The organism is Baekduia soli, from assembly GCF_007970665.1.
Lineage (GTDB): Bacteria > Actinomycetota > Thermoleophilia > Solirubrobacterales > Solirubrobacteraceae > Baekduia > Baekduia soli.
This window is the reverse complement of record NZ_CP042430.1, coordinates 2,219,855-2,242,750: the sequence shown is the minus strand read 5'-3', so window position 1 is coordinate 2,242,750 and position 22,896 is coordinate 2,219,855. Positions and strand designations below refer to the sequence as shown.

Genomic DNA, 22,896 nt, shown 5'->3' with positions numbered 1-22,896 from the left:
GGCCCCGTGCGTGCGCGCCGGGGGCGCTCCCGCGGCGCCTCCAGCACCGCCCGCACAACGCCCGCGCGAACGGTGTGGCCATTCGCCCCCACGCGCGCGGACGTGCCAGGTACAGTCGCGCCGAAGCCGCCATGCCGACCGCCACCCACAGCGCGAGCAGCCCGGCGCGGCTCATCGGGCGCCGGGCGCAGCTTGCCGCACTGCCCGCCACGCTGGCCGACCTCGAGCACGGGCGCTCCATGGCCCTGGCCCTCAGCGGCGAGCCCGGGATCGGCAAGACCCGTCTGCTCGACGAGCTGGCCACCCGCGCCGACGCCGCGGCCCCGGGCACCGGCCGCCCGCGCCGGTTCGCGGGCCCGCAGGCCGCCGAGCTCGCCCCCGTCGTGCCCGGCCTCGGGGAGGTCCTCGACGACCACCTGCGGCACCGCTCCGAGGCCTTCATCCCGTACGCCACGCTCGGGGCCTGGTGCCTCGCGCTGCTGGCGCTGCCGGCGCTGCACGCCGGCGATCTCACGCACCCCGGCGCGCCCCTGGTCGGCTACGTCGCCGTGCTCTCCGCCCTGCCGGCCCTCGCCGGTCTGGGCGTCACCCGGGGCGCACGCCGCCCCGGGTCCTGAACCACCCGATCACCACCCCAGGAGGATCCCATGCCTTCCGCCATCAGGCGACGCGGTGCCGTGCTGACGGCGGCCGCGGCCGCCACCCTCGGACTGGCCGTCTCCGGCGCGCCCGCCGCCATCGTCGGGCTGCCGCCCGGCGCCCAGGTCAACGACGACGTCGCCGCGGGCATCGACCCCGGCCGCGACGCCGGCGTCTCCGACGTCGTCAGCGGCTCGCTCGCCGCCGGTGGCGTGCGCGTCCCGTGGGCGACGTTCGAGCAGAAGACCGCCGGCGCCCAGCAGATCTTCGTGCGCGCCTTCAAGGGCGGCGTCTGGTCGACCCAGGGCGGCGCGCTGAACATCGACCCCACGCAGGAGGCCGAGGCCCCGTCGATCGACTTCGCCGGCGCCGGGCGCACCGTGCCGTGGACGGCGTGGTACGAGCCCAACCCGCACCTGGGGACCGCGACCAACATCTTCGCCAGCCGCTTCGACGCGACGGCGCGGACGTGGATCCCCGAGGGCCAGGACCGCGCCCCCGCGTTCAAGGTCCCCTCGCTGAACATCCACACCGACCGCGACGCCGAGAACCCGGCCGTGGCGGGCGGCGCGACCGTGGCGGGCAACAACCCCGTGCCGTGGGTGGCCTGGCAGGAGCGCGACGGCGGCGCGAGCAACGCGGCCTCGCCGCAGCAGATCTTCGTCTCGCGCGGGATCAAGGCCACCGACTGCTCGGCCAACCAGCCCGGCGGCGGCACCAGCGTCAGCCAGTTCTGCTGGCAGCAGACCGGCATCAAGCGCACCACGAAGGCGGCCGCGACGTCGGCCGGCGCGACCGACCCCACGCTGAACATCGACCCGACCCGCGACGGCGTCGAGCCCGACGCCGCGTTCACCGGGCCCGGCGACACCGTGCCGTGGATCACCTGGTACGAGCAGGGCACGAGCGGCATCGGCCTGCGCGGCACCGAGCAGGTCTTCGCGGCCAAGGGCGTCGCGGACCCGAGCGCCGACGGCGGCTTCCGCTGGGTCGCGGTGGGCCGCGGCACGGCCGGCAGGACGGAGGTGCTCGACGCCACGGGCACCCACGGCTTCGGCGCCTGCGCGGTCGACACGACCTCCGAGGACGCCTGCTCGCAGAACGCCCAGGCGGATCACAACGCTGAGGACCCGCGGATCGCCTCGGGCACCCTGACGCCGGGCTCGCCTACGGTGCCGTGGATCGTCTGGTCCGAGGACACCGGCGGCGGCGTGCACGCGATCTTCGTCGCGCGCCTGGTCGGCGGGGACCACTTCGAGCTGTTCAACGGCGGCCGGCCCGTGTCGGATCCCGCCCTGGACGCCTCGCGCCCCGACATCACGTTCTCGGGCAACATCCCCTACATCAGCTGGCACACCCAGACCGGCGGGGCGCTGCGCACGGTCGTCGGGCACTTCGAGGGCGGCGCGGCCGCGCCGGCCTTCAAGGTCGACGGCACGCTGGACCCGGTCGACGCCGACGTCCGCTCGCCGATCTCCTCGAGCTGCACGGCCGATCCGTTCAGCGCCGACGGCTCCGTGTGCCCCGGCCAGGCGGTCGGCACGCCGTTCGCGCTGCACACGACCGCGGGCTCGCCGCAGCGGCTGCTCGCGCACACCTATGCGCCGACCGACGTCAGCACGGGCGACGCGACCTCGGTGACGAGCTCGACCGCGCACCTGTCCGGCTCGGCGAACCCGGGCGGCGCGGCGACCCGTGTGCGCTTCGAGTTCGGGGCCACGACGGCCTACGGCAACCAGACCGCCGATCAGGTCCTCGGCGCAGGCGTCGTCCCCGCCGCGTTCGCGACCGACCTCGGCGGCCTGCCGGCCGGCAGCACGATCCACTACCGCGCCGTGGCCCTGACGGACTTCGGCACGTTCGCCGGGCCCGACCGCGTCCTGGTGACCGGCACGGGCGGCGGCGCGGGCGGGACGCCCCCGCCGGCCGCGCGGCGGCACCTGCGGATCGTCTCGACGGTGCTGAAGGTCCGGCGCCACGGCATCGTGCGGATCTCGCTGAGCTGCCCGGCGTCGCACGTGACGACGTGCAAGGGCACGCTGAAGATCACGCGCTCGGGCCGCCTGCTCGGCTCCGCCAAGTACTCGGTCAAGGCCGGCCATCGCGGCCACGCCACGGTGCACCTGCTGCGTCGCGGGCGCGTCCTGGCCGCCACCCACGGGCGGGCGGGGATCCGCGTGCGCGTGTCGGCCGGGGGCAGCGTCACGACGCCGAGGCTGCGCCTGGCGTGAGCTACGGCGCACGGAAGCGCCACACGGGACCGGCGCAGGGAGGCGCCGCTTGAAGGGACACGAACGCCGGAGGGCCGCGCCAGGGAGGGCGCGGGCCCTCGGCCCGCACCCTCCAGACGCGAGGGTCGGACGCCCCGGACCGAGACCCCTACGGCACCTTCAGCGCCATGAACCCGCCGTCGATCGGGAGCGTCACGCCGGTGATGAAGCTCGCCGCGTCCGACAGCAGGAAGACGATCGGCGCGGCGATCTCCGAGGGCTCGCCGAAGCGGTTCTGCGGAGCCAGCGCGGCGTAGGTGTCGTGGTCGATGTCGCCGTTGTCGATGAGCTTCTGGACCATCGCCGTGCGCGTGTAGCCAGGGGCGACCGCGTTGACGCGGATGCCCTCCGGCGCCCACTCCACGGCCAGCGTGCGCGTCAGCCCGGCCACCGCGGCCTTGGACGTCGAGTACGCCAGGCGGCGCGGGTAGCCCACCATGGCCGACACCGACGCGAGGTTGACGATCGCGCCCCCGCCCGCGGGCCCCATGCGCCGCGCCGCCTCGCGGCACGAGAACATGAGGCCGGTCAGGTTGACGCTCAGGACCTCGTCCCAGCGCTCCTGGTCGAGCTCGAGCGACGGCGTGAAGCGCGCGACACCGGCGCAGGTCACCAGGCCCCCGATGCGCGGCGACCAGTCGTCGACCTCCGCAAAGGCCGCCACCACGCCGGCCTCGTCGCTGACGTCGCACGACACGAACCGCACGCGGCCGCCGTGGCGCTCCTGCAGATCGGCGAAGCCGCCCTCCCCGCGATCGAGGACGGCGCACCGCGCGAAGGTCCCCGTGTCCAGCGCCCGGTCCACGACGGCCAGGCCGATCCCCGACGCGCCTCCCGTCACGACGCAGGTGGTCTCGGCCGTCGATGCGGTGTCGGTGCTCATCCGTCCCCCTCGGTGGTGTGCTCGCGCTCGGCGGCGACCAGCTCCGCGATGCGGCGGCGCAGCTCGAACTTCTGGATCTTGCCGGTGGCCGTCCGGGGCAGCTCCGGGACGAGCTCGAGGCGCTCGGGGAACTTCTGGCGGGCGATGCGCCGCGCCTCGAGGTGGGCGACGAGGTCGGGCAGCGTCAGCGCGGCGCCCGGTGCGGCCACGACGAACGCGCACGCGCGCTCGCCCATGACGGGGTCGGGCATCGCGACGATCGAGACCTCCTGCACGGCCTCGTGCTCGAAGACGTTGTCCTCGATCTCCTTGGCGCTCAGGTTCTCGCCGCCGCGGATGATGATGTCCTTCTGGCGGCCGTGGATCGTGAGGTACCCGTCGGCGTCGATCGCGGCGAGGTCGCCGCTGTCGAACCAGCCGTCGGCGTCGATCGCGCCCGGCGCGACCGCCGGGTCGAGGTAGCCGTTGAACCCGTCGGGCCCACGCAGGCGCAGCGCCCCGACCTCCCCCGGGCCGGCCTCCGTTCCGTCCTCGCGCAGGATGCGCGCCTGCGCGTTGCCGATGATCGCACCGTCGGTCTGCGCCCGCTTGTCCAGCGGGTCGCCCCGGACGCCGCTGGAGGCCGTCATGAACTCCGTCGAGCCGTAGACCCGCACGACCGTGCAGTCCAGCGCGGCCGTCGCGACACGCACGATCTCGGGCGAGACGTCGGCGCCGCCGCAGGCGAAGAGCCGGAAGCGCGAGATGTCGCGCTTGGCCAGGTCGGGGTGGTGGGCCAGGCCGTGCAGGAAGGGCGTGGCGCCGACCTCGAACGTGCAGCCCTCGCGCTCGATGAGCTCCAGCGCCCGGCCGGCGTCCCACACGTCGAGGTAGACGACCGTCGTGCCCAGGAGCACCTGCAGGTGCACCCCGTAGAGCAGGCCGGTGATGTGCGCCACCGGCGACGGCATGAACACGATGTCGTCGCCGGTCAGCTCGTAGATGTCGCGGATCGACCTGTTCTCGTAGCGCATGGTGACGTGGCTGTGCACCGCGCCCTTGGGCACCGACTCGGTCCCCGACGTGTACATCAGCACCACCGGGTCCTCGGCGGTGGCCTCCGGGTCAGCCGCCATGGGATCGTGCTCGTCGACGAGGCGGGCGAAGTCCCGCGGGTCCTCGCCCGCCGGCCGCACGACGACGACGTGCTCCAGCGTCGGGACCGACGCGCGGAGGTCCTCGGCCATCGCGGCGAAGCCGAACGCGCGGAACGTCTCGGGCACGACGATGACGCGAGCGCGCGACTGCGTGAGCATGAACGTCAGCTCCCGCTCGCGCAGGATCGGCATGACCGGGTTGCTGACGGCGCGCAGCCGCAGGATCGCGTGGTGGACGACGAGCGCCTCCCACCAGTTCGGCAGCTGCCACGTGACGACGTCGCCGCGGCCGACGCCGAGCGCCGCGAGCCCCGCGGCGGCGCGCGCGACGCGGTCGCCGACCTCGGCGTAGGTCAGGCGGTGCTCGCCGTCGACGACCGCCAGGCGCTGCGGCCCGGCGGCCACGGCCGCGTCGAGCTCGGCGCCCAGCAGCACGCCGTCCCAGTCGCCGGTGGCGCGGTGGCGGTCGCCGTCGCGGGGCGCCGGGAACGCCGGCGCGCGGTCGGGGCCGGTCACCGGGCGCGGCCCGCGGGCGCCGCGGCCTCCAGCAGGGACGGCGCGAGCACGGAGTCGGCCGAGCCCGTGACGTCCAGGCCGGCGAGCCGGCCGTGGCGGTCGAAGTCCAGGACGATCCCGTCGAGCGCCGGGATCCGGTCGGCGTCCTCGAGCGCGTCGACCGCGACGGAGTCGCGGACCTCCGGCGGCTCGCCGACGACGAGCGCGAGGTAGGCCTCCCCCGACGGCTGCACGGTCACCCGGATCTGCGCCATCGTGCGATCCTCGCACGTCGCAGCGGGTCGCGGCGGGCCGCACGGTCTCCATGATCGCGTCGGAGATCAACCCGGTCGTCGCGACGGTGCGCGGGCAGCGCTGGCACGTCGGCTGCCTCTACGACCAGGAGACCGACGAGCAGCCCCAGCTCCACTACTCGCACATGCTCAACGTGGGCGGCGCCTACGCCCCGGCCGCCGCGGTCCGCGAGGGCGTCGCGCCGACGAACGCCGGCTGAGGCACCGCGGCGGCGACCTCAGTCGTCGCCGCCGCGCCCGCCCCCGCCGCGGCTCGGGCCGCCGTCGTCGGAGCCCTGCGGGCGCGAGCCCGACCCGCCGTCGTCGCCGCCCCGCCGGGGCGGCGCGGGGCTCGTGGTTCGCGTCGGCGCGGGCGCGGGGGCCGGCGCGGGCGTCGCGGGCCGGGCAGGCACGGTGAACGTCGGGGCCGGGGCCGTGCTCGTCGTCCGGGCCGGGCGCGGACGGCGCAGCTGGGTGGTCGTCGTCCGGACGGTGGTCGTCGTCGTCCGCGCGACCGGCGAGGGCGCGAGCTGGCGCAGGTCGCCCAGGGGCTGACCGGTGAGCCCGATCCGCCGTCCGGCGAGGTCGGAGACCGCCAGGCCCACCAGCGCGGCCGCGACCACGCCGAGCACGGCCAGCGCCGCGATCCGCCACCGTGCCCTCACGACCGGGCCTCCACCGCTCCGCCGTCGGCCGCGCCCCACGGCGCGTCGCCCGGGCCGGCGGCCACGAGCGTGATCGTGGCCCGGGTGCCGCCGCGCCGGCGCGGCGCCAGCGCGACCGTCGCGTCCCAGCGCGCGGCCAGCTCGCGGGCGATGGCCAGGCCGAGGCCGGACCCGCCGGGCGTGGCGCGACCGGCGCGGCCGCGGTGGAAGCGGCCGAAGACGGCCTCGGCCTCGTCGGGATCGACGCCCGGGCCCTCGTCCTCGACGTGGATCGCGCCGGCGCCGGCGCCGAGCGTGACGGTCGTCCCGGGCGGCGCGTAGGCCAGAGCGTTCTCGACGAGCGCGTCGAGCACGCGGTCGAGGTCGGCGGGCGCGGCGAGCACGGCGGGGCCGGGCTCGGCCCGGACGGCGAACGACATGCCGCGCGCGGCCGCGGCCGGCTCCCAGCGGGCGGCCGCGGCGCGGACGACGGCCACGGGGTCGACGGGCTCGCGCAGCGCGAGGGTCCCGGGCGCGCGCGTGAGCAGGAGCAGCTCGGTGATGATCTTCGTGAGCCGGTCGGCCTCCGCGGTGGCAGCTCGCAGCTCGCGGCGCGCGGCCTCGGGGTCGCCCCCGGCCTGCAGCGCGGCGTCGGCCTCGTCCAGGCGGAGGCGCAGCGCGGTCAGCGGCGTGCGCAGCTGGTGCGAGGCGTCGGCCACGAAGTCATGGTGGGAGCGCAGCAGGCGCGACAGGCGCGCGGTCATCTCGTTGAACGAGCGCGCCAGCGACTGCTGCTCCCGGGTCCCGTCGACCTCGGCCACGACCGTCAGGTCGCCCGCCGCGACGTGCTCGGCCGCCCGCTGCAGCCGGCCCAGCGGCCGCGAGATCCGGCCCGCCACGAGCGCCCCGACGGCGGCGGCGAGGAGCAGGACCGCGAGGCCGAGCAGCCCGAGCGTCACCCACGAGCGGCGGACGGCGCGGTGCACGGCGGCCACGCTCTGGGTGACGCGGACCGCGCCGACGGTGCGCCCGTCGTGGACGGCCGGCGACGCGGTGGCCAGCAGGTCGCGGCCCAGCGTCTGCGAGCGCCGGGTGTCCTGCACCGTGCTGCCGCGCAGCGCCGCGGCGATCTCCGGCCGCGACGCGTACGACGTGGCGACGGCCGCCGGCCCGGCGCTGTCGACCAGCACGACCCCGCGGGCGTCGACGACGAGCACCCGGCCGTGCGCGGCGGCGGCCGCCCGCCGGGCCAGCGCCCGCAGCGCGGGCCGCCGCGCGACGGTGAACAGGTCCCCGGCGGTGGCTGCCACGATCGACGCCTGCGCCGAGGCCTGGGCACGCACCTCGGCGTCGACGCGGTCGCGCAGGGCCAGACCGAGCGGGACCTCGAGGGCCACGACGGCCAGCAGGACCACGTAGGCCCCGGCCAGCCCGAGCACGACCCGCAGGCTCATGGCCAGGCGTCGTCGGAGGCGAACCGGAACCCGACGCCGCGGACGGTCTGCAGCCAGCGCGGCGCGGCGGGATCGTCGCCGAGCTTGCGGCGCAGGCTGCCGACGTGCACGTCGAGGGTCTTGGTCGAGCCGAACCAGTTGACGTCCCAGACCTGCGCCATGAGCTCCTCGCGGGTCACGACGGTCCCGGCGCGCCCGGCCAGCGCGACGAGCAGGTCGAACTCCTTGCGCGCCAGCTCGACCTCGTCGTCGCCCAGGAACACGCGCCGCGCGGCCACGTCGATGCGCAGCGGCCCGGAGCCCAGCACGCGCGGCGCGGGCTCGGCGGCCGCCGGGCCGGTGCGGCGCAGCACCGCGCGGATGCGCGACGCGACCTCGCGGCCGCTGAACGGCTTGACGACGTAGTCGTCGGCGCCCAGCTCGAGCCCCAGCACGCGGTCGGCCTCGGAGTCGCGCGCGGTCACCATGATGATCGGGACCGCGGAGCGCCGGCGCAGCTCGCGGCACACGTCGCGGCCGTCGGCGTCGGGCAGGCCGAGGTCCAGGAGGACGAGGTCGGGCTCCAGCGCGTCGACGAGCTCCAGCGCCTCGCGGGCCGTGCGCGCGACGGTCGGCTCGAAGCCCTCGCGCACGAGCGCCTGGCGGAAGGGCTCGGCGATCGACGGCTCGTCCTCGACGTACAGGATCCGCGGTGCGGGCACGGACGCACGCTACCGCTGCGCCGCCACGCGCCCGGGCGCCACGACCGCGCGGCGGCGCGAGGCCACGATCCGCCAGACCAGCAGGACGCCCGCCGCGGCCGCCCCGGCGAGGGTCGGCCAGCGCACCCAGCCCACCGCGGCGTCGGTGCCCGCGGTGATCGTGTGGGCGATCGCGAGGCCGTAGGCGACGATCGTCAGCCGGTGTGCGGCCCTCCAGCGGCGGATGCCGATGCGGCGGCGCAGGGGGTGGCTCAGCCCCAGGGCGGCCGCCAGATAGCCGGCGACGATGCCGGCGGCCACGGGCAGCGGCCGGTAGCCGATGGCGCCGGGCACGAGCACGCCGGCCAGGCCCGGCCGCAGCCAGGCGTCCCCGAGCAGCGTGGCGCCGTGGGCGCCGACGGCGATGAGACCGGCGACGGCGGCCTGCTCGTGCAGCACCCGGAACGCGCGCGCCGCGCCGGGCCGGGCGTCCAGGCGGCCGCCGAGCACCAGCCCGGCGAGCACCGCGACGGTCAGCAGGCCGAGCGCGACGAGCCCCGAGGCGCGCGAGGCCAGCCACCAGCCGTGGGCGAGGGGATCGGGACCGGTCATGCGATCACCGCCGCCGGGGCGCGGGCGGCCAGCGGCCCGACCGCGCGGACCTCGCCGTCGTCGTGCACGACGAGGCCGCCGTGCTCGGCCAGCCAGGGCGCCGCCCCGGCGGGGCCCGACAGCAGGGCCGCCTTCGCGAGGACCTCGGCCTCCAGCACCGTCGGCGCCAGCGCGGTGACCGACACGATCCCCGTCCACGCCGGCCGGCCGGTGGAAGGGTCCAGCAGGTGGTGTGACGGCCCGTCGGGGCCCGCCCAGAGCCGGGCGTCGATCCCCGACGTGGCCACCGCCCCCGCCGTGATGGACAGCACGTGCGACGTCCGGCGGGAGAACGGGTCGGTGACCTCGACCTCGAACGGGCGTGGGTCCGCCGGGCCGGGCGACAGGGCGATGTCGCCGCCGAGGTCGATCACCGCCCGGCGCGGTCCGACGACGTGCAGCAGGGCGTCGGCGGCCAGGCCCTTGCCGGTCCCGCCCGTGTCCAGGTGCAGGCCGCCGGGGCGGGTGACGACGCCGGCGTCGCCGTCGGCGTGCACGGCGCGCCAGCGGCCGCCGGGATCGGCCGCGGCCGGCCGGCGGGCGGGTGCGGCGTCCAGCGCGGTGCGCAGGTCCATGGCCCGGGCCGGGTCCCAGCGCCCGGCGTACCCGCCGGCCTGCAGCGCGTCGACGAGCACGGGGTCCACGAGGCCGCCGGTGCGCTGCGCGGCCCACGCGCCGGCGCCGATCGCGGCGGCCAGCAGCGGCGAGACCGGGACGCGCTCGCGCGGGTCGGCGTTCAGGCGTGAGAGCTCGCTGTCGGCGCGGAAGCGCGACGCGCAGGCGTCGAAGGCGCCGATCCAACGGCGCGCGGCGGCCGCGGCCTCCTGTGCCCCGTCGCCGTCCAGCAGCAGCCGGACCGTGGTGCCCAGCGCCGCGAAGGAGGTGTCGACGGCGGCGCTCACGACGATCGGGTCGCGATGGGCGCGGGAGCGGGAGCGGGCGCCGGGGTCGCGGCCGCCGGCGCCGGCGCCGGGGCGGCGGCGGCCGGCGCGGCGGCGACCGCCGGGGCCGAGGTGCGCACCGCGGTGCCCGCCGTCGCGGCCGAGGACGCCGCGGCCCCCGGCTCCGGGCGGTCGCGGATGACATCGACGATGACGCGGCGGCGCACCTCGCGGACGACGACGCGGCGCGGGGCGGGGACCGTGACCGCCGGCGCCGCGGCGTGCGCACGCCCCAGCGCCGGATCGCGGCCGGCGGCCATCTGGAGGGTCAGCGCCGCGCCGATGCCCACGAAGGCGGTCGTGGCGGCCGCCGCCGTGGCGGTGCCGGCGGGCGGGCGCACCCGCACGCGGCGGCCGTGATCAGTCGTCGCCATGCGACTCCCCGCCGGCGTCGTCGTGCTCACGCCCGTGGTCGTCGCCGCTGCCGGCGGCCGGCGACGACGAGGTCCGCACGGGCACCGACGCCCCTCTGCTCGGCGCGGCGGCCACCGGTGCGGCGGCGGTGGGCGCCGCCGCCCGGACGGGCGCGGCCACGCGCGCGGGTGCGGCGGCGACCGGGACGGAGGCGCCCGCCGCCGAGTGCGACGCACCGCTCGCCGCCGCCTTGGCGTGCTCGTGGCGGACGCGGTGGATCACCTTGGTGACCGTGATCGTGCGGACCTCGGTGGCGGGCTGCGCGACGCGGCCGGCGGCCGGCGCGGCCGCCGGGGCGGGCGCCGCGTCGTTGGAGGCCAGCGCGACGGCGCCGACCGCGCCGAGCCCCGCGACGGCGCCACCGGTGATCAGGATCTTCGACATGGACATGGCGCCAGGGTGACCGGCGGCCCTGCAGGCGGCGCCCAAGCCTCGGTAAAGCCCTGGACAAGTCGTGAGAGACCTCTCACCGCGCCCTCACCCGGGCCTGCGGATCGCGCGGCACGCTGGCGATCGTCAGGCCCACCACGTCAGGAGCAGCGCATGCGGCCCAGCAGCACCCCGATCGCCCGCCCCCGCCTCATCGTGGTCGTCGACCTCCCGTTCGCGGCCGCCGGCCCCGGCGATGCGCGCCGGGTCCTGTCGGCGGCCGCCGGGGCCGACGTGCTCGTGGTGGCGCCCGCCGGCCCGGTGGGCGGCGAGCGCTGGGTGATCGACGTGACGGCCCGCGAGGCGCGGGCGCAGGCGGTCCTGGACAGCTGGACCGCGGCGCTGGCGCCCGTCGCGCGGGCCGTCGCCGGGGAGATCGGCGACGCGGACCCGCGCCTGGCCGTGTCCGATGCGGGCCACGTCCTGGAGGACGCCGCGGTCGTCGCGGCGTTGGGCGTCCCGCGGGCCGCGCACGGGCCCCGTCGCCGTCGCCTGCCCGGGCTCCCGGCCCGCCGTGGCTCCGCCCTCCCCGGCGGGGCGCGGCGGCGCCGGCGCCCGCGGCCGCCTGAGCGCCGGCCGGCCCGGAGCGCTACGGGATGTGCGGCGCGCGCACGAACACGCGCGTCAGCCGCCCGCTGCGCGCGTCGCGGGCGCCGCCCAGCGCAGGCAGGCCCAGCGCCCGCTCGATCGTGCCCAGCACGCCGTAGTGGTCGATCGGCGTGGCGTCGCGGAAGCCGCGGCGCACGTCGGGGCCGGCCACCACCGTGGCGATGCGCCCGCCCTTCGCCGCGCCGCAGCAGCCCGCGTCCGAGGCGCCCTCGTCGTAGGTGAGCACGAGGAACCCGTGCGGGCCGAGGGCGCGCAGCACGCTGGGCACGAGCCCGGCCAGGAAGCGGTCGCCGACGCCGACGCCGCAGTCGTGCGTGTCGTCGCACATGTTGGGGGTGATGAACGAGAAGGCGGGCAGCCGGCCCGTGCGCAGGTCGCGACCGAGCTGGGCGTAGGGCACCACCTTGCGGCAGCGCGCCGGCGAGCCCGCGACGCTCGCGTAGTACATGAAGGGGTCGTGCTTGATCCGGTAGCTGCCGCCCCCGGCCGAGGCCCCGGTGAAGCACGGGCTCGGCAGGCCCTCCATGTACGCCTTCCAGGAGATGTGGTGCTCCTCGAGCTGGTCGACGAGGTTGCGGCCGCGCAGGCCGCGGCAGTCGGTGCAGTCCGACGTGATGCCCTGCGTCGAGCCGCTCGTCAGCGCCAGGTAGTTCGGCAGCGAGGGGTGGCGGATGCCGTAGGACCGGGTGGCGACGGCGTAGCGGCGCGCCAGGGCGGTGACGTACGGGGCGTCCGCGGTGCCGAGGACGTCCTTGTCCTCCTTGTTCTCCATGACGATCACGACGACGTGCGACGTCGCCGACGCCGGCACGGCGCCCGGCGCGACCTTCAGGGGCGCGCCCCGGCCCGCGGAGGCCGATCCCGCCGAGCCGCAGCCCGTCGCGAGCGCGACCGCGGCGGCGATCACGGCCGCCAGGGCGGCCGCCAGGAGCGCGCGGCGTCGGATCGGCAGGCCCATGCCCGCCAGTGTGGCACCGGGCGCCGGCGCGAGGGCCGCTAGGCGGCGCGCAGGCGGCGCTCGGCGGCCGGCTCGAGCTCGGGCTCGGTGGCCGGCGGCCCGTTCATGACCCGGGCGGTGACCAGCTCGGCGTCACCGCGGGCCGCGGCGCGGCCGAGGCTGACGGCGAGGAAGATGGCCACGGCCCATGCGATACCCAGCGAGAGGAGCACCATGCCCTGTGCTTCGGTCGGCGCGCAGCGAACTTGAGCGGACCCGCCCGGGCGTGCACGGATGGGCAGATCTGACGCGCGATGGCACCCGCCGCGCCTCCGCGGTCAGGAGCGCTGCTGGGCCTAGGTCGTGCGGCAGCGGCCGCCCGAGCGTGCAGCGGCGGGCGCGCAGGCCCCCGCCGCCGTAGGACTGCAGGACCACCGCCGAGCCGTCGGTCCCCGTAGGTCACCGTGTCGCTCGTGGCGCCCTGGCAGCCCAGGCGCTGGACGTGGACGAGCATCGGGCCGGTGATCTGCGGGCGCGGGTCCGCCGGCCTCGTGGAGGAGGGCGCCGCCAGGGCCGGCACCGCGGCCGGGATCGTCGTGCGCATACCCGGGCCGGGGCCGATGCCGCCACGGCGCGGTCCGCCACCGGTCGGGATGCCCGTGCGGGCCTCGCGGATAGGGTGTGGCGGGGTGCCCGCGCTCCCCGCCCCGCCGACCGCACGCCGCGCCGCCGCGCTCGTGCCGGTGCTGGTGGGCATCACGCTGGTCGTCGCGATCATCAGCAGCCTCGGCGCGCCGCTCATCCCGTCCGTCGCGACCTCGCTGGACATCACGCTCGACAGCGCGCAGTGGTCGCTGACCGCGGCGCTGCTGGCCGGCGCGGTGTCCGCACCGATCCTCGGCCGCCTGGGCGACGGCCCCTACCGCCGCGAGGCCATCGCCGGCAGCCTGCTCGTCGTGCTCGCCGGCAGCCTGGTGGCCGGCGTCGCGGAGTCGCTGCCCGTCCTCGTCGTGGGCCGCACGATGCAGGGCGTCGGCCTCGGCCTGGCGCCCATCACGATGGCCGCCGCCCGCGACCACCTGCCGCCGCACCGGGCGCCCGCGGTCATCGGGATCCTGTCGGTGAGCGCAGCGGCGGGGATCGGCGCGGGCTACCCGCTCAGCGGGCTGATCGCCCAGGGGCTGGGGGTGCACGCCGCGTTCCTGTTCGGCGCGGTCATCAGCGCGCTGGCGCTCGGCGCCGCGCTCGCGGTCATCCCGTCCAGCCGCGAGTCCAACCGGGTGCCGCTGGACGTCCGGGGCGCCGTCGTGGTCGCCGTCGGCCTCGTCGCGCTGCTGCTGGCCATCGGGCAGGGCGAGTCCTGGGGCTGGTCGTCGGCCGTCGTGGTCGGGCTGTTCGCGCTCTCGGTCGTGGTGTTCGCGCTGTGGGTGCGGATGCAGCTGGCGTGCGCGGCGCCGCTGGTCGACCTGCGCCAGCTGCGCCACCGGCCCGTCCTGGTCGCCGACTTCGCGGCGGTCCTGCTCGGCCTGGCGCTCTACATGTTCCTCACGCTGGTGACCGAGTTCGTCCAGACGCCGGTGGCCGAGGGCTACGGCTTCGGGGCCACCACGCTGGTGGCCGGCCTGTGCCTCGTGCCGTTCTCGATCGCCAGCCTGGCCGCCAGCCGGACGATGGGGCCGCTCATGCGCCGCCTCGGCGCCCGCGCCGTGCTCGTCGGGGGCTCGCTGGTCATCTCGGCGGCGGGCGTGTTCTTCGCGCTCGTGCACGGCGCGCTGTGGGAGGCGTTCGTGACGATGGGCGTCGTCGGGATCGGCTTCGGCTACACGTTCGCGGCGATCCCCGGGCTCATCACGCGGGCGGTCCCCGAGGAGGAGACCGGCAGCGCCATGGGCTTCTACCAGGTGGTCCGCTCCATCGGCTTCTCCGTCGGCAGCACGCTGTCGGCGTCGATCCTGGCCGGCCACACCGCGGTGGGCGCGGCGCTGCCGTCCGAGCGGGGCTACGTCGTGGCGCTGTGGGTCGGCGCGGGCGGTTGCGCGCTGGCGGCCGTGGCCTCGGGCGTGCTGTCGGCCGGGGCGATGGTCGGCGCGCCCTCGGCCGAGCGCGTGCAGCGCGACCGCGACGACGCCCGGCTGGCAGGCGCCGGGCTGCCCGACGCCGAGTCCGACCGGCCGCGCTGAGCGCCTCAGAAGAGGCGCAGGACCTCGAAGCGCGGCACGGCGCCCGCCGTGGGGACGACGGGCGCGACGGCGGCCGCGCGGCGCGGGCGGCGCATCCGCGGCCGGCGCGGCGCGTGGAACAGCGCGATGCGCGCCGGGTCCTCGAGCCACTCGAGGTGCTCGAGCTCGTCGGGGGACCACGTGCGCGTCGGCAGCCCGCGCCGCCAGGCGTGGTGGGGGCCGAGACGGTCCAGGCGGCGGCGGAAGGCCTCGCCGGCCTCGGCGTCCAGCACGCGGTCGGCGCGGAACCAGCGCATGGGCGAGCGGAAGCCGTGCGGGTTGGGGCACAGGGCGTCCGGAGCGCCGAGCAGGGCGTCGACCAGCGTCTCGGTCCAGCCGCGCTGGCGCTTGAGGTCGCTGGCGCTGATGAGGCGGTGGGCGGAGCGGGCGGACACGGGACGGGCGGGTCAGTCGGGCTGCAGGGCCACCTGCAGCAGCACCTCGTAGCGGGTCGCCGGCCCAGACGACGCCGACGTCCCGGCTGTCACCGTAGCGTCCTCGAGTTGTCCACCGTGATGATGTCGCCCGCCTGCACGAGGCCAGATCGATGAGGACCGACGCCGCCGGCAGCCCGGCGACCGTGTCGCTGTAGGCCGAGACGATGAGCTCGCGCCTGGCGGCGTGGACCTGGGCGCCGGAGGCGGCCGACGGCGACGGCGTGCCGAGCCGCGACAGCAGCGCGGTGAGGCCGGCCACCAGGTGGTCGCTCGTCCCCCAGCCGGCGGCGCGGGCCGGCGCGGCACGCGGCCATCATCGTCGGCGCACCCGCCGCCCCCACGGCAGGGTCCGCCCGCGGGGCCGGCACGCCCGGCGGCCGGTCAATCGCCGAGCAGCCGCGCCTTGAGCGCGGCGAACTCGTCCTCGCTGAGCACGCCCTCCGAGCGCAGCGCGGCGAGCTTGCGCAGCTCGTCGGCCACGAGCGGCGGGAGATCGGCGCCGGGCGCCGCGCGCGCCGCGCCGCCGAAGTCCGGATGGGTGCGGAACCAGGTCTCGACGACCTCGGGCGTGCCCTGGTTGACCTTGACCGAGCCGAGCGCGCCGCCGGCCCCGAGCAGGGTCAGCGTGCGCTCGAAGGTGCGCTTGCCCGGCGCGACCGCGAACCCGGTGACGTCGGCGATCCTGACCCGGAAGGCCTTCGTGAACGCGCCGGTCGGCAGGTAGGCCGCCGTCCCGTCCTCGTATTCCACGATGCGGCCGTGGCCGAAGCCCAGGCCGTGCTTCTCCGGCATCGATCCCCCAGGGTGCACCTGCGCGGCGCCGGACGCTACCCGACCCGGCGCCCGGCGCCCCGCGCCCCTCCTACACTCGCCCCGGTGCGCCGGGTCGCCGCCTCCGTGCTCATCCTGCTCGCCTGCCTCCTGCCGGCGCTGGCGGTCGCGTCGTCGTGGGCCTACGGCGAGGCCACCGACACGACCCGCTTCATGCGGACCGCCGGGCCGCTGGCCACCGACGCGACGGTCCAGCGCGAGGTCGCCGCCGCGCTGGTCGCCGCCGCCCAGCCGCGCCTGGACGCCGTCGCGGGCGCCGTGCCCGGCGGCGCCGCGGCCGTGCGCACCCAGCTGCGCACGATCGCCTCGCACCTCGTGGCCTCGCCGGCCTACCGCGAGGCGTGGCTGGCGATCCAGCGCACCGCCCACGCCCGCCTGGCCTCGCGGCTGAGCGGCGACGTCCGGTCGCCGCTGGTCCTCGACCTGGGTCCGGTGGCCGCCGTCCTGCGCGCCCAGGTCGGCTCGGCCGGGCTGCCGCAGGTCGCCGCCGCCATCCCCGATCCCGCACCGGTGACCATCGCCGACCGCGAGCAGGTGCGCCGCGCCCACCGCGCCGCGGAGATCGTGCGCCTCGTCCGGGCGGTCTCGATCCCGGGCGCGGTGCTCGCGCTCATCGGCGTGGTGCTCACCGCGGGCGGCCTGCGCCGCGGCCTGTTGCGCGCCGCCGGCTGCCTGGCCGTCGCGGCCGTCCTGCTGGCGGCGGCCTGGATCGGCACCCGCTCGGCCCTGCTGGCCCAGGGCGGCTCCGGCGACGTGGCGGCCGCGGTCTACGACGTCCTGAGCCGCCCCCTGCGGCCCTGGATCGCCGTGGGCGCGGGCGCCGCCGCGGCGCTCGCGGTCGCCGGGCTCGCCCTCGGGCCGCGGCGCCGGACGGTCCCGTAGCGTGGTCGACGTGTTCGACCACGTCACCATCCGGGTCGCCGACCGCCCCGCCTCGCACCGGTTCTACGAGACGGTCCTCATCCCGCTGGGCATCGAGATCACCTACGACCTGCGCGAGTTCGCCGAGTGGCGCGACTTCTCGATCGCCGGCGCCGACGAGGCCCATCCGCCGACCCAGAGGCTGCACGTCGCGTTCGCCGCGCCCACGCGCGAGCAGGTCGACGCCTTCTGGGCGGAGGGCACCGCCGCCGGGTACGCCGACGATGGGCGCCCGGGCGAGCGCCCGCAGTACCGCGATGACTACTACGGCGCGTTCCTGCGCGACCCCGACGGCAACAGCGTCGAGGCCGTCCATCACGGCGCGCTGCGCCGCGACGGCGTGGTCGACCACCTGTGGCTGCGGGTCTCCGACCTGGCGGCCTCGACCGCCTTCTACCGGTCCCTGGCCCCCGAGACGGGATACGTGGTGCGCCACGCGGGCGCCGACCGCGCGACGTTCGCCGCCGCCGGGGAGGGCGGCGGGTCGTTGTCGATCGTGCCCGGCACGGCCAGCCGCGAGGTGCACATGGCCTTCGCCGGCGACGACGACCAGGTCCGGCGCTTCCACGAGCAGGCCGTGCGCGACGGCCACCGCAGCCACGGGGCGCCCGGCGAGCGCCCGCAGTACCACCCCGGCTACTACGCGGCCTACGTGCTCGATCCCGACGGCAACAACATCGAGCTGGTCAACCACCACCGGGCCTGAGCGGGTTGTGCCGGCCACCCGGGATGCGAACATGCGTTCGTGTCCTCCGTGTCGATCCTGGATGCCGACCTCGACGCCTTCTTCGCGTCGGTCGAGCAGCGCGACGACGCGCGCCTGCGCGGGCGGCCGGTCATCGTCGGCCCGGGCGTGGTGCTCGCGGCCAGCTACGAGGCCCGGGCCTTCGGGGTGCGCTCGGCGATGGGCGCGGCGCGGGCCCGGCGCCTGTGCCCGGATGCCGTCGTCGTCCCCGCGCGCTTCGCGGCCTACGTCGAGGCCAGCCGCGCGGTGTTCGCGATCTTCGACCGCACGGCGCCCGTCGTCGAGCGCCTGTCGATCGACGAGGCGTTCCTCGACGTCCGCGGCCTCGAGCACATCGGCGGCACCGCCCCGCAGATCGCCCGGCGCCTGCGCGCCGAGGTGCGCTCGGAGGTCGGCCTGCCGATCAGCGTCGGCGTGGCCAGCACGAAGCACCTCGCCAAGGTCGCCTCCAGCGCCGCCAAGCCCGACGGCCTGCTCGTGATCGAGGCCGGGCGCGAGCTCGCGTTCCTGCACCCGCTGCCCGTCGCCCGGCTGTGGGGCGTCGGCCCGAGCACCGAGCGCCGGCTGCGCGAGCACGGGATCGCGACGGTCGGCCAGCTCGCCGGGCTGCCCGAGACGACCGTGATGGCGATCCTCGGGCGCGCGGCGGGATCGCGGCTGCACGCCATCGCCCACAACCGCGATCCGCGGCGGGTGCGCGCCGAGCGCCGGCGGCGCTCGTTCGGCGCCCAGAGCGCGATGCGCTCCCGCCGCGACGATCCCGCGGCGCTCGACGCGGTGGCCGCCGCGCTCGTGGACCGCGCGACCCGGCGGATGCGCGCCGCCGGGCGGACGGGCCGCACCGTGGTGCTGCGGCTGCGCTTCGGCGACTTCACCCGCGCGACGCGGTCTCGGACCCTGCCGCACCCGACGGCAGCGACGCGTCCGATCCTCCTGACGCTGCGCGCGCTGCTGGCCGCCGAACGCGACATGATCGCCCGCCGGGGCATCACGCTGGTCGGCGTCACGGTCGCCAACCTGGAGCCCGACACGGCGTCGCGCCAGCTCGAGCTGCCGCTCGACGGGCGGCCGCCGGCGCTGCTGGACGCCGCGCTCGACGCCGTCCGCGACCGCTTCGGCACCGCTGCGCTGCAACGGGCCGCCCTCCTGCCCGCGGGCGAGCGCTCGGCGCCGTGGCTCTTCCCCGGGGAGCCCGACGACCCCGCCGGCGACCGCGCCGCTGCCCCGTGGCGACCGTTCGGGCCCGACCGGTCCCTGCCCGCGAATACGACCGATGCGTCGTGAACCATGTGCGGCGCGTCATTCCGGCGCGAGCGAGTCCAGGAGGAATCACATGCCCAACGTCAGCAAGTCCGACCTCGCCGGCCTGGTCGCCGAGCGCAGCGATCTGAGCACGGCCGAGGCCAAGCGGATCCTCGACGCCACCTTCGACGTCATCGCGACCCGCGTCGCGGCCGGCGACGAGGTCGCGATCGGGGGCTTCGGCAAGTTCTCGGTCACCGAGCGCTCCGCGCGGCAGGGCCGCAATCCCCAGACCGGCGAGACGATCGAGATCGCCGCCTCCAAGGCCCCGCGCTTCAGCGCGGCCTCGGCATTCAAGGGCGCCGTCAAGGGCTAGACCCGCCCGTCGCCTCCCCGGCGGGCCGGGATCCCACGGCCCGCCGGGGAGGCGGGCGCCTCAGCGCGCCGTCGCGCCGAAGGCCGTCAGCGCCTTGACGGGCCCCGTCAGGGCGCCTTCACCGACCTCAGGGTGACCGCTGTGATGTGACCGCGGGCCCACGGTCACGGTCGCCGTCCCGCGGACGGCCTGGCGGTGGGCAGCCCCCGGGGAGGACGCCGGACGGCCCACCCCTCCGGCGGAGGTAAGGGGCCGGCGCCGCGGCGTAGGGCATGGCCGGCCGCGGGACGCTCCGTGTGCCCGATGTGCGCGTCCACCCCTCAGGGCCACCATGGGCGCATGCCCCGCTCCTCCTCCCCCACCCCGACGATCGTGCTCTCCCGCGCCACGGCCGACGACGACGCCCTGCTGGCCACGCTGGCCCAGCTGGACTCCGCCCCGCCGCTGACCCGCCCGGCGCTGCTGGCCTTCAGCGACGGACGTGCCGTCGCGGCGGCCTCCCTGACCGCCGACCGCATCGTCGCCGACCCGTTCGCCGACACCCGGCTGGCCGTGGCCCTCCTGCGCCTGCAGCGCGATGCGCTCACGGTCGCGCGGGCGCCGCACAGGGCGCGCCGCCGCCGCTCGCCGCGGCCGTGGATGCGCCCGCGCCCCGCCGTCTGACCGGGCCGCGGACGGCAGACGTCCGCAACGTGCGGCATCATCACGGATGGGGATGTCTGGACAGGGACCGTGAGGGTTCATCCTTCACGGTGTCGCTCCGATACGGGTACGGACGCCTCGCACGGATGTCGGGCCGGCTCGGACGCCCCCACTCCCCGGCACGAACGCCACGGCACGAACGCTCCCGGCGGCCCCCGGCGCCCATCGCGGCGCCGGGGTCGTCGTATCCCCCTTGCCGGGTCACGGGCCGACCGCGGCATGGGATAGCCTCCGCCGCGGAGCAGTCGCGGGTCGCCGGAGCGCGAGACGCGCAGGCTTCGGCGTCGGCTGCGGGATGCGCCAGGTGCACCGGAACGGCATCGGCGACCCCCTCAGAGCTCTGATGAACTTTGAGAGGGGACGCGTCATGCGGCACGTGGCACCGGGAGCATGGCGTTGACGGACCACGGCGACGAGGCGCCCGTCTCCGACGACGCGACGGAGCGGGGGCAGTCGGCGACCGCCCAGATCTCCAACGAGATGGTCCGGCTGTACAAGAGCCTCTTCGGCCGCGGACCGACGCAGACGCGCACGAACTTCGCCGGGCCCGACCTCATCATCGTCACGCTGGAGGACTCCCTGACGCCGGCCGAGCGCACGCTGGCCGAGATGGGTGAGCACCAGCGCCTGCGCGACATGAGGTTGCTCTTCCAGCACGCGCGCAAGGCCGACTTCTGCGAGGTCATCGAGCGCCTCACGGGCCGCCGGGTCCGCGCGTTCGTCAGCGGCATCGACACCGCCGAGGACGTCTCGTGCGAGGTCTTCTACCTCGAGCCGTGAGGCAGGGGCGCCGGCTGGGCACCACCCGCCCATGCCGCGACCGTCGTCGTACCCGGGGAGAGCGGCCAAGGCGCGGGCCGACGCATGGCGCGCCGCACGCCGCGCGCGCCGGGAGGTCCTGGTGCTGGGGCCGCTGCTGGTCGCCGTGCTCGTCGTCTACGAGCGCCGCCACCAGATCGCCCCCGGCTTCGAACGCTACGTGCGCTACGGGACGGTGCTCGCGCTGCTGCTGCTGGGCTGGGGCCTCGCCCGCGACCTCGGGCGGGCCGTCGGCCCGCAGCTGCTGCGCCGGCTGGACCCGTCGACGGCCGGCTCGGTCGGGTTCCTCATCCGCCTGGTCGCCCTGCTCGTGGCGATCGTCGTCGCCCTGCGGATCGCGGGCGTGCACCAGAGCGACCTGGCCGTGGGCGGCGTGTTCACCGCGGTGGTCGTCGGCCTCGCCGCCCAGCAGACCCTCGGCAACCTGTTCGCCGGGATGGTCCTGCTCAGCGCGCGGCCGTTCCGCGTCGGCGAGCGCGTCCGCTTCCAGGCGGGCAACCTCGCGGGGACCACGGAGGGGATCGTCGAGTCGCTCGGGTTGATGTACATCACCCTGAGCCAGGGCGGCGACGTGGTCTACCTGCCCAACTCCGCCGCGCTCTCGGCGGCGGTGCAGCCGCTGCGCGAGCCCGCGGGCGTGGACTTCACCGCCCGCCTGCGCCCCGGCGTGCGCACCGCCGACGTCCAGCGCCTGCTCGAGCTCCTCGTCGACGTCCCCACCCGCCACGCGCCGGTCATCCGGCTGGAGAGCGTGGACGACGAGGAGGTCGTGGTCCGCATCCAGGCCACGCCCGTCGATGCCGACGACGGCTGGCGGCTGGCCGACCAGGTCCTGGCGGCCATCGACCGGGTCGTCGGCGAGGACATCACGCTCGAGCACGTCATCGGCGAGCGGACCGCCCCGGCCGACCGCCTCGGCCGGCCCGGCGCCGACGGCCCGGGCGACGGCGACGGCGACGGGCCGCCGCCGGGCTGAGCGTCAGGGCAGCCCGACGCCCTCCACGATCTGGTCGGCGCGGTGCTCGTCGCGCCGCGCCCACAGCTCGCGGACCACGATCTGCACCGCCGCCGCGACCGGTATCGCCAGCAGCGCGCCGAGCACGCCGAGCAGCGTCGACCCGGCGAGGATCGAGGCGATGACGATGAGCGGATGGACCTCGGTGGTCTTGCGGTACACCATCGGCTGCAGGATGTAGTTCTCGACCTGCTGATAGACGATGAGCACGACGAACCACACGATCGTGGACGTCGGGAAGTCGTGGAACAGCGTGACGAGCCCGATCGCGACGCCGCCCACCGTGGCGCCGACGAGCGGGATGAGGTCCAGGAAGCCCATGAGCACGGCCAGCGGCGCGGCGTAGGGGATGCCGAGCGCCGCCAGCGTGATCCACGTCACCGTGCCCGCGCAGAGGCTGATGACCAGGTTGCCCGCGACGTAGCCGGCCGTCGACCGGTAGACCTGGACGAGCACGCGCTCGAGCCGGTCGCTGGTCGTCGGCCCGCGCGCGCGGATGACGAAGTCCACCACCTTGGATCCCTCCAACAGCATGAAGAACGTCATCGTGAGCACGGCGAGCAGCTGCACGAGCGTGCTGAAGACGCCGACGGTCACCGCCTGCAGCGTCCCCACCGCGGAGCCGAGCTTGGCGGGCAGCTTCGCCGCCTGGTCGTTGAGCTTGGCCGTCACGTCGTACTTGTCGTCGAACTTGCGGAACGTCTTGGAGCGCCGCAGGTGGTCGACGTAGCCCGGGAGGTTGCTCGAGAGCTTGTCGACGCCGTTGACGACGGGCGGGACGATGAGCAGGCCGACGCCGAAGATGGCCCCCGCGATGCACAGGTACACGAGCAGCACCGACAGCGCGCGCGGGATGCCCCGCCGCCCGAACCAGTCGACCGCCGGCCCCAGCGCGACGGCGAGGAACACGGCGAGGAAGAGCAGGATGATGGTGCTGCGCACGAGCCACAGCAGGTAGAGGGCGGCGCCCACCGCCGCGGTGATGAGCAGCACGCGCACGATCGTGCGGTTGGAGATGCGCAGCTCCATGGGGGTGACGCTATACCCGTGCCCGTTCGCTGTGCTCGGCGGGCCCCCGAGCGCGGTCATCGCTCGGCGTCGGCGAAGCCGAGCC

At 76.7% G+C, this 22,896-nt stretch carries 27 protein-coding genes; 11 read left to right on the top strand and 16 right to left on the bottom strand.

The annotated features are described in order from the left end of the window. The first annotated feature begins 131 nt into the window (after positions 1-131). Complete coding sequence (locus FSW04_RS10610) at positions 132-617, top strand: ATP-binding protein (RefSeq protein ID WP_146919033.1); 486 nt, start codon at positions 132-134, stop codon at positions 615-617. A gap of 30 nt (positions 618-647) precedes the next feature. Continuing rightward, on the top strand, positions 648-2,870 hold the full coding sequence (locus FSW04_RS25870) for a hypothetical protein (protein ID WP_187369403.1): 2,223 nt from the start codon (positions 648-650) through the stop codon (positions 2,868-2,870). 148 nt (positions 2,871-3,018) lie between these two features. Here FSW04_RS25870 and FSW04_RS10600 read toward each other — a convergent pair whose 3' ends face one another. Genes FSW04_RS10600 through FSW04_RS27030 form a run of 3 tightly spaced genes read right to left on the bottom strand, consistent with a single transcriptional unit; the run spans position 3,019 to position 5,698 of the window. Then, complete coding sequence (locus FSW04_RS10600; RefSeq protein WP_146919031.1) at positions 3,019-3,792, bottom strand: SDR family NAD(P)-dependent oxidoreductase; 774 nt, start codon at positions 3,790-3,792, stop codon at positions 3,019-3,021. Further along, positions 3,789-5,444: an AMP-binding protein gene (locus FSW04_RS10595; protein WP_228431128.1), complete on the bottom strand. Its 1,656-nt coding sequence runs from the start codon at positions 5,442-5,444 to the stop codon at positions 3,789-3,791. Before FSW04_RS10595 ends, FSW04_RS10600 begins: the two co-directional genes overlap by 4 nt. After that, positions 5,441-5,698, bottom strand: a complete 258-nt coding sequence (locus FSW04_RS27030) for a hypothetical protein (RefSeq protein WP_228431127.1) — start codon at positions 5,696-5,698, stop codon at positions 5,441-5,443. The genes FSW04_RS10595 and FSW04_RS27030 overlap by 4 nt, the downstream gene beginning before the upstream one ends. A gap of 50 nt (positions 5,699-5,748) precedes the next feature. Between FSW04_RS27030 and FSW04_RS10590 the strand changes: the two genes are divergently transcribed. Continuing rightward, on the top strand, positions 5,749-5,937 hold the full coding sequence (locus FSW04_RS10590) for a DUF1259 domain-containing protein (protein WP_146919027.1): 189 nt from the start codon (positions 5,749-5,751) through the stop codon (positions 5,935-5,937). A gap of 18 nt (positions 5,938-5,955) precedes the next feature. Here the strand turns inward: FSW04_RS10590 and FSW04_RS10585 are convergent, their stop codons facing one another. The 10 genes from FSW04_RS10585 to FSW04_RS25855 form a co-directional block, all read right to left on the bottom strand. Then, positions 5,956-6,381 carry a hypothetical protein gene (locus FSW04_RS10585; RefSeq protein ID WP_146919025.1) on the bottom strand — a complete coding sequence of 142 codons (426 nt, stop codon included), beginning with the start codon at positions 6,379-6,381 and terminating at the stop codon, positions 5,956-5,958. Further along, positions 6,378-7,814 carry a sensor histidine kinase gene (locus FSW04_RS10580; RefSeq protein WP_146919023.1) on the bottom strand — a complete coding sequence of 479 codons (1,437 nt, stop codon included), beginning with the start codon at positions 7,812-7,814 and terminating at the stop codon, positions 6,378-6,380. The genes FSW04_RS10585 and FSW04_RS10580 overlap by 4 nt, the downstream gene beginning before the upstream one ends. After that, entirely contained in the window at positions 7,811-8,515 is a 705-nt protein-coding gene (locus FSW04_RS10575; RefSeq protein ID WP_146919021.1) for a response regulator transcription factor, read from the bottom strand. Before FSW04_RS10575 ends, FSW04_RS10580 begins: the two co-directional genes overlap by 4 nt. 9 nt (positions 8,516-8,524) lie before the next feature. Further along, the gene (locus FSW04_RS10570; RefSeq protein ID WP_146919019.1) at positions 8,525-9,106 is read right to left on the bottom strand and encodes a ferric reductase-like transmembrane domain-containing protein; all 582 of its coding nucleotides are present in this window, start codon (positions 9,104-9,106) and stop codon (positions 8,525-8,527) included. Beyond that, positions 9,103-10,047, bottom strand: coding sequence for an FAD:protein FMN transferase (locus tag FSW04_RS10565; RefSeq protein WP_187369402.1), 945 nt, complete (start codon positions 10,045-10,047; stop codon positions 9,103-9,105). Before FSW04_RS10565 ends, FSW04_RS10570 begins: the two co-directional genes overlap by 4 nt. Beyond that, a complete protein-coding gene (locus FSW04_RS25865) occupies positions 10,044-10,460 on the bottom strand; it encodes a hypothetical protein (RefSeq protein ID WP_187369401.1) in 417 nt (138 codons plus the stop codon). Before FSW04_RS25865 ends, FSW04_RS10565 begins: the two co-directional genes overlap by 4 nt. Further along, entirely contained in the window at positions 10,447-10,890 is a 444-nt protein-coding gene (locus tag FSW04_RS25860) for a hypothetical protein (RefSeq protein WP_187369400.1), read from the bottom strand. Before FSW04_RS25860 ends, FSW04_RS25865 begins: the two co-directional genes overlap by 14 nt. Positions 10,891-11,016: 126 nt before the next feature. Next, positions 11,017-11,349 (bottom strand): hypothetical protein, encoded by a 333-nt coding sequence (locus FSW04_RS10550; protein ID WP_146919012.1) that lies wholly within the window; start codon positions 11,347-11,349, stop codon positions 11,017-11,019. A 169-nt stretch (positions 11,350-11,518) separates the two neighbouring features. Next, entirely contained in the window at positions 11,519-12,496 is a 978-nt protein-coding gene (locus FSW04_RS10545) for an alkaline phosphatase family protein (RefSeq protein WP_146919010.1), read from the bottom strand. A 38-nt stretch (positions 12,497-12,534) separates the two neighbouring features. Then, complete coding sequence (locus FSW04_RS25855; protein WP_187369399.1) at positions 12,535-12,678, bottom strand: hypothetical protein; 144 nt, start codon at positions 12,676-12,678, stop codon at positions 12,535-12,537. A 486-nt stretch (positions 12,679-13,164) separates the two neighbouring features. Between FSW04_RS25855 and FSW04_RS10540 the strand changes: the two genes are divergently transcribed. Next, positions 13,165-14,655, top strand: coding sequence for an MFS transporter (locus tag FSW04_RS10540; protein ID WP_228431125.1), 1,491 nt, complete (start codon positions 13,165-13,167; stop codon positions 14,653-14,655). A gap of 5 nt (positions 14,656-14,660) precedes the next feature. Here FSW04_RS10540 and FSW04_RS10535 read toward each other — a convergent pair whose 3' ends face one another. Then, a complete protein-coding gene (locus FSW04_RS10535) occupies positions 14,661-15,089 on the bottom strand; it encodes a hypothetical protein (RefSeq protein ID WP_146919008.1) in 429 nt (142 codons plus the stop codon). Positions 15,090-15,512: 423 nt separating this feature from the next. Then, positions 15,513-15,923 carry an SHOCT domain-containing protein gene (locus FSW04_RS10530; protein WP_146919006.1) on the bottom strand — a complete coding sequence of 137 codons (411 nt, stop codon included), beginning with the start codon at positions 15,921-15,923 and terminating at the stop codon, positions 15,513-15,515. An 84-nt stretch (positions 15,924-16,007) separates the two neighbouring features. Here FSW04_RS10530 and FSW04_RS10525 point away from each other — a divergent pair, with 84 nt between their 5' ends. The 7 genes from FSW04_RS10525 to FSW04_RS10490 all read left to right on the top strand — a co-directional run bounded on the left by FSW04_RS10525 (position 16,008) and on the right by FSW04_RS10490 (position 21,743). After that, positions 16,008-16,844 (top strand): hypothetical protein, encoded by an 837-nt coding sequence (locus FSW04_RS10525; protein WP_146919004.1) that lies wholly within the window; start codon positions 16,008-16,010, stop codon positions 16,842-16,844. A 1-nt stretch (position 16,845) separates the two neighbouring features. Then, positions 16,846-17,589, top strand: coding sequence for a VOC family protein (locus tag FSW04_RS27025; RefSeq protein WP_228431123.1), 744 nt, complete (start codon positions 16,846-16,848; stop codon positions 17,587-17,589). A gap of 39 nt (positions 17,590-17,628) precedes the next feature. Further along, positions 17,629-18,912: a DNA polymerase IV gene (dinB, locus tag FSW04_RS10510; protein WP_146919002.1), complete on the top strand. Its 1,284-nt coding sequence runs from the start codon at positions 17,629-17,631 to the stop codon at positions 18,910-18,912. A 49-nt stretch (positions 18,913-18,961) separates the two neighbouring features. Beyond that, positions 18,962-19,246 carry an HU family DNA-binding protein gene (locus FSW04_RS10505; RefSeq protein WP_146919000.1) on the top strand — a complete coding sequence of 95 codons (285 nt, stop codon included), beginning with the start codon at positions 18,962-18,964 and terminating at the stop codon, positions 19,244-19,246. A 339-nt stretch (positions 19,247-19,585) separates the two neighbouring features. After that, entirely contained in the window at positions 19,586-19,909 is a 324-nt protein-coding gene (locus FSW04_RS10500; protein WP_146918998.1) for a hypothetical protein, read from the top strand. A 429-nt stretch (positions 19,910-20,338) separates the two neighbouring features. Next, a complete protein-coding gene (locus FSW04_RS10495; RefSeq protein ID WP_146918996.1) occupies positions 20,339-20,728 on the top strand; it encodes a DUF2294 domain-containing protein in 390 nt (129 codons plus the stop codon). Between the two features lie 121 nt (positions 20,729-20,849). After that, on the top strand, positions 20,850-21,743 hold the full coding sequence (locus FSW04_RS10490) for a mechanosensitive ion channel domain-containing protein (RefSeq protein ID WP_187369398.1): 894 nt from the start codon (positions 20,850-20,852) through the stop codon (positions 21,741-21,743). 3 nt (positions 21,744-21,746) lie between these two features. Here the strand turns inward: FSW04_RS10490 and FSW04_RS10485 are convergent, their stop codons facing one another. Next, positions 21,747-22,811 carry an AI-2E family transporter gene (locus tag FSW04_RS10485; RefSeq protein ID WP_187369397.1) on the bottom strand — a complete coding sequence of 355 codons (1,065 nt, stop codon included), beginning with the start codon at positions 22,809-22,811 and terminating at the stop codon, positions 21,747-21,749. Positions 22,812-22,896: the final 85 nt, after the last annotated feature.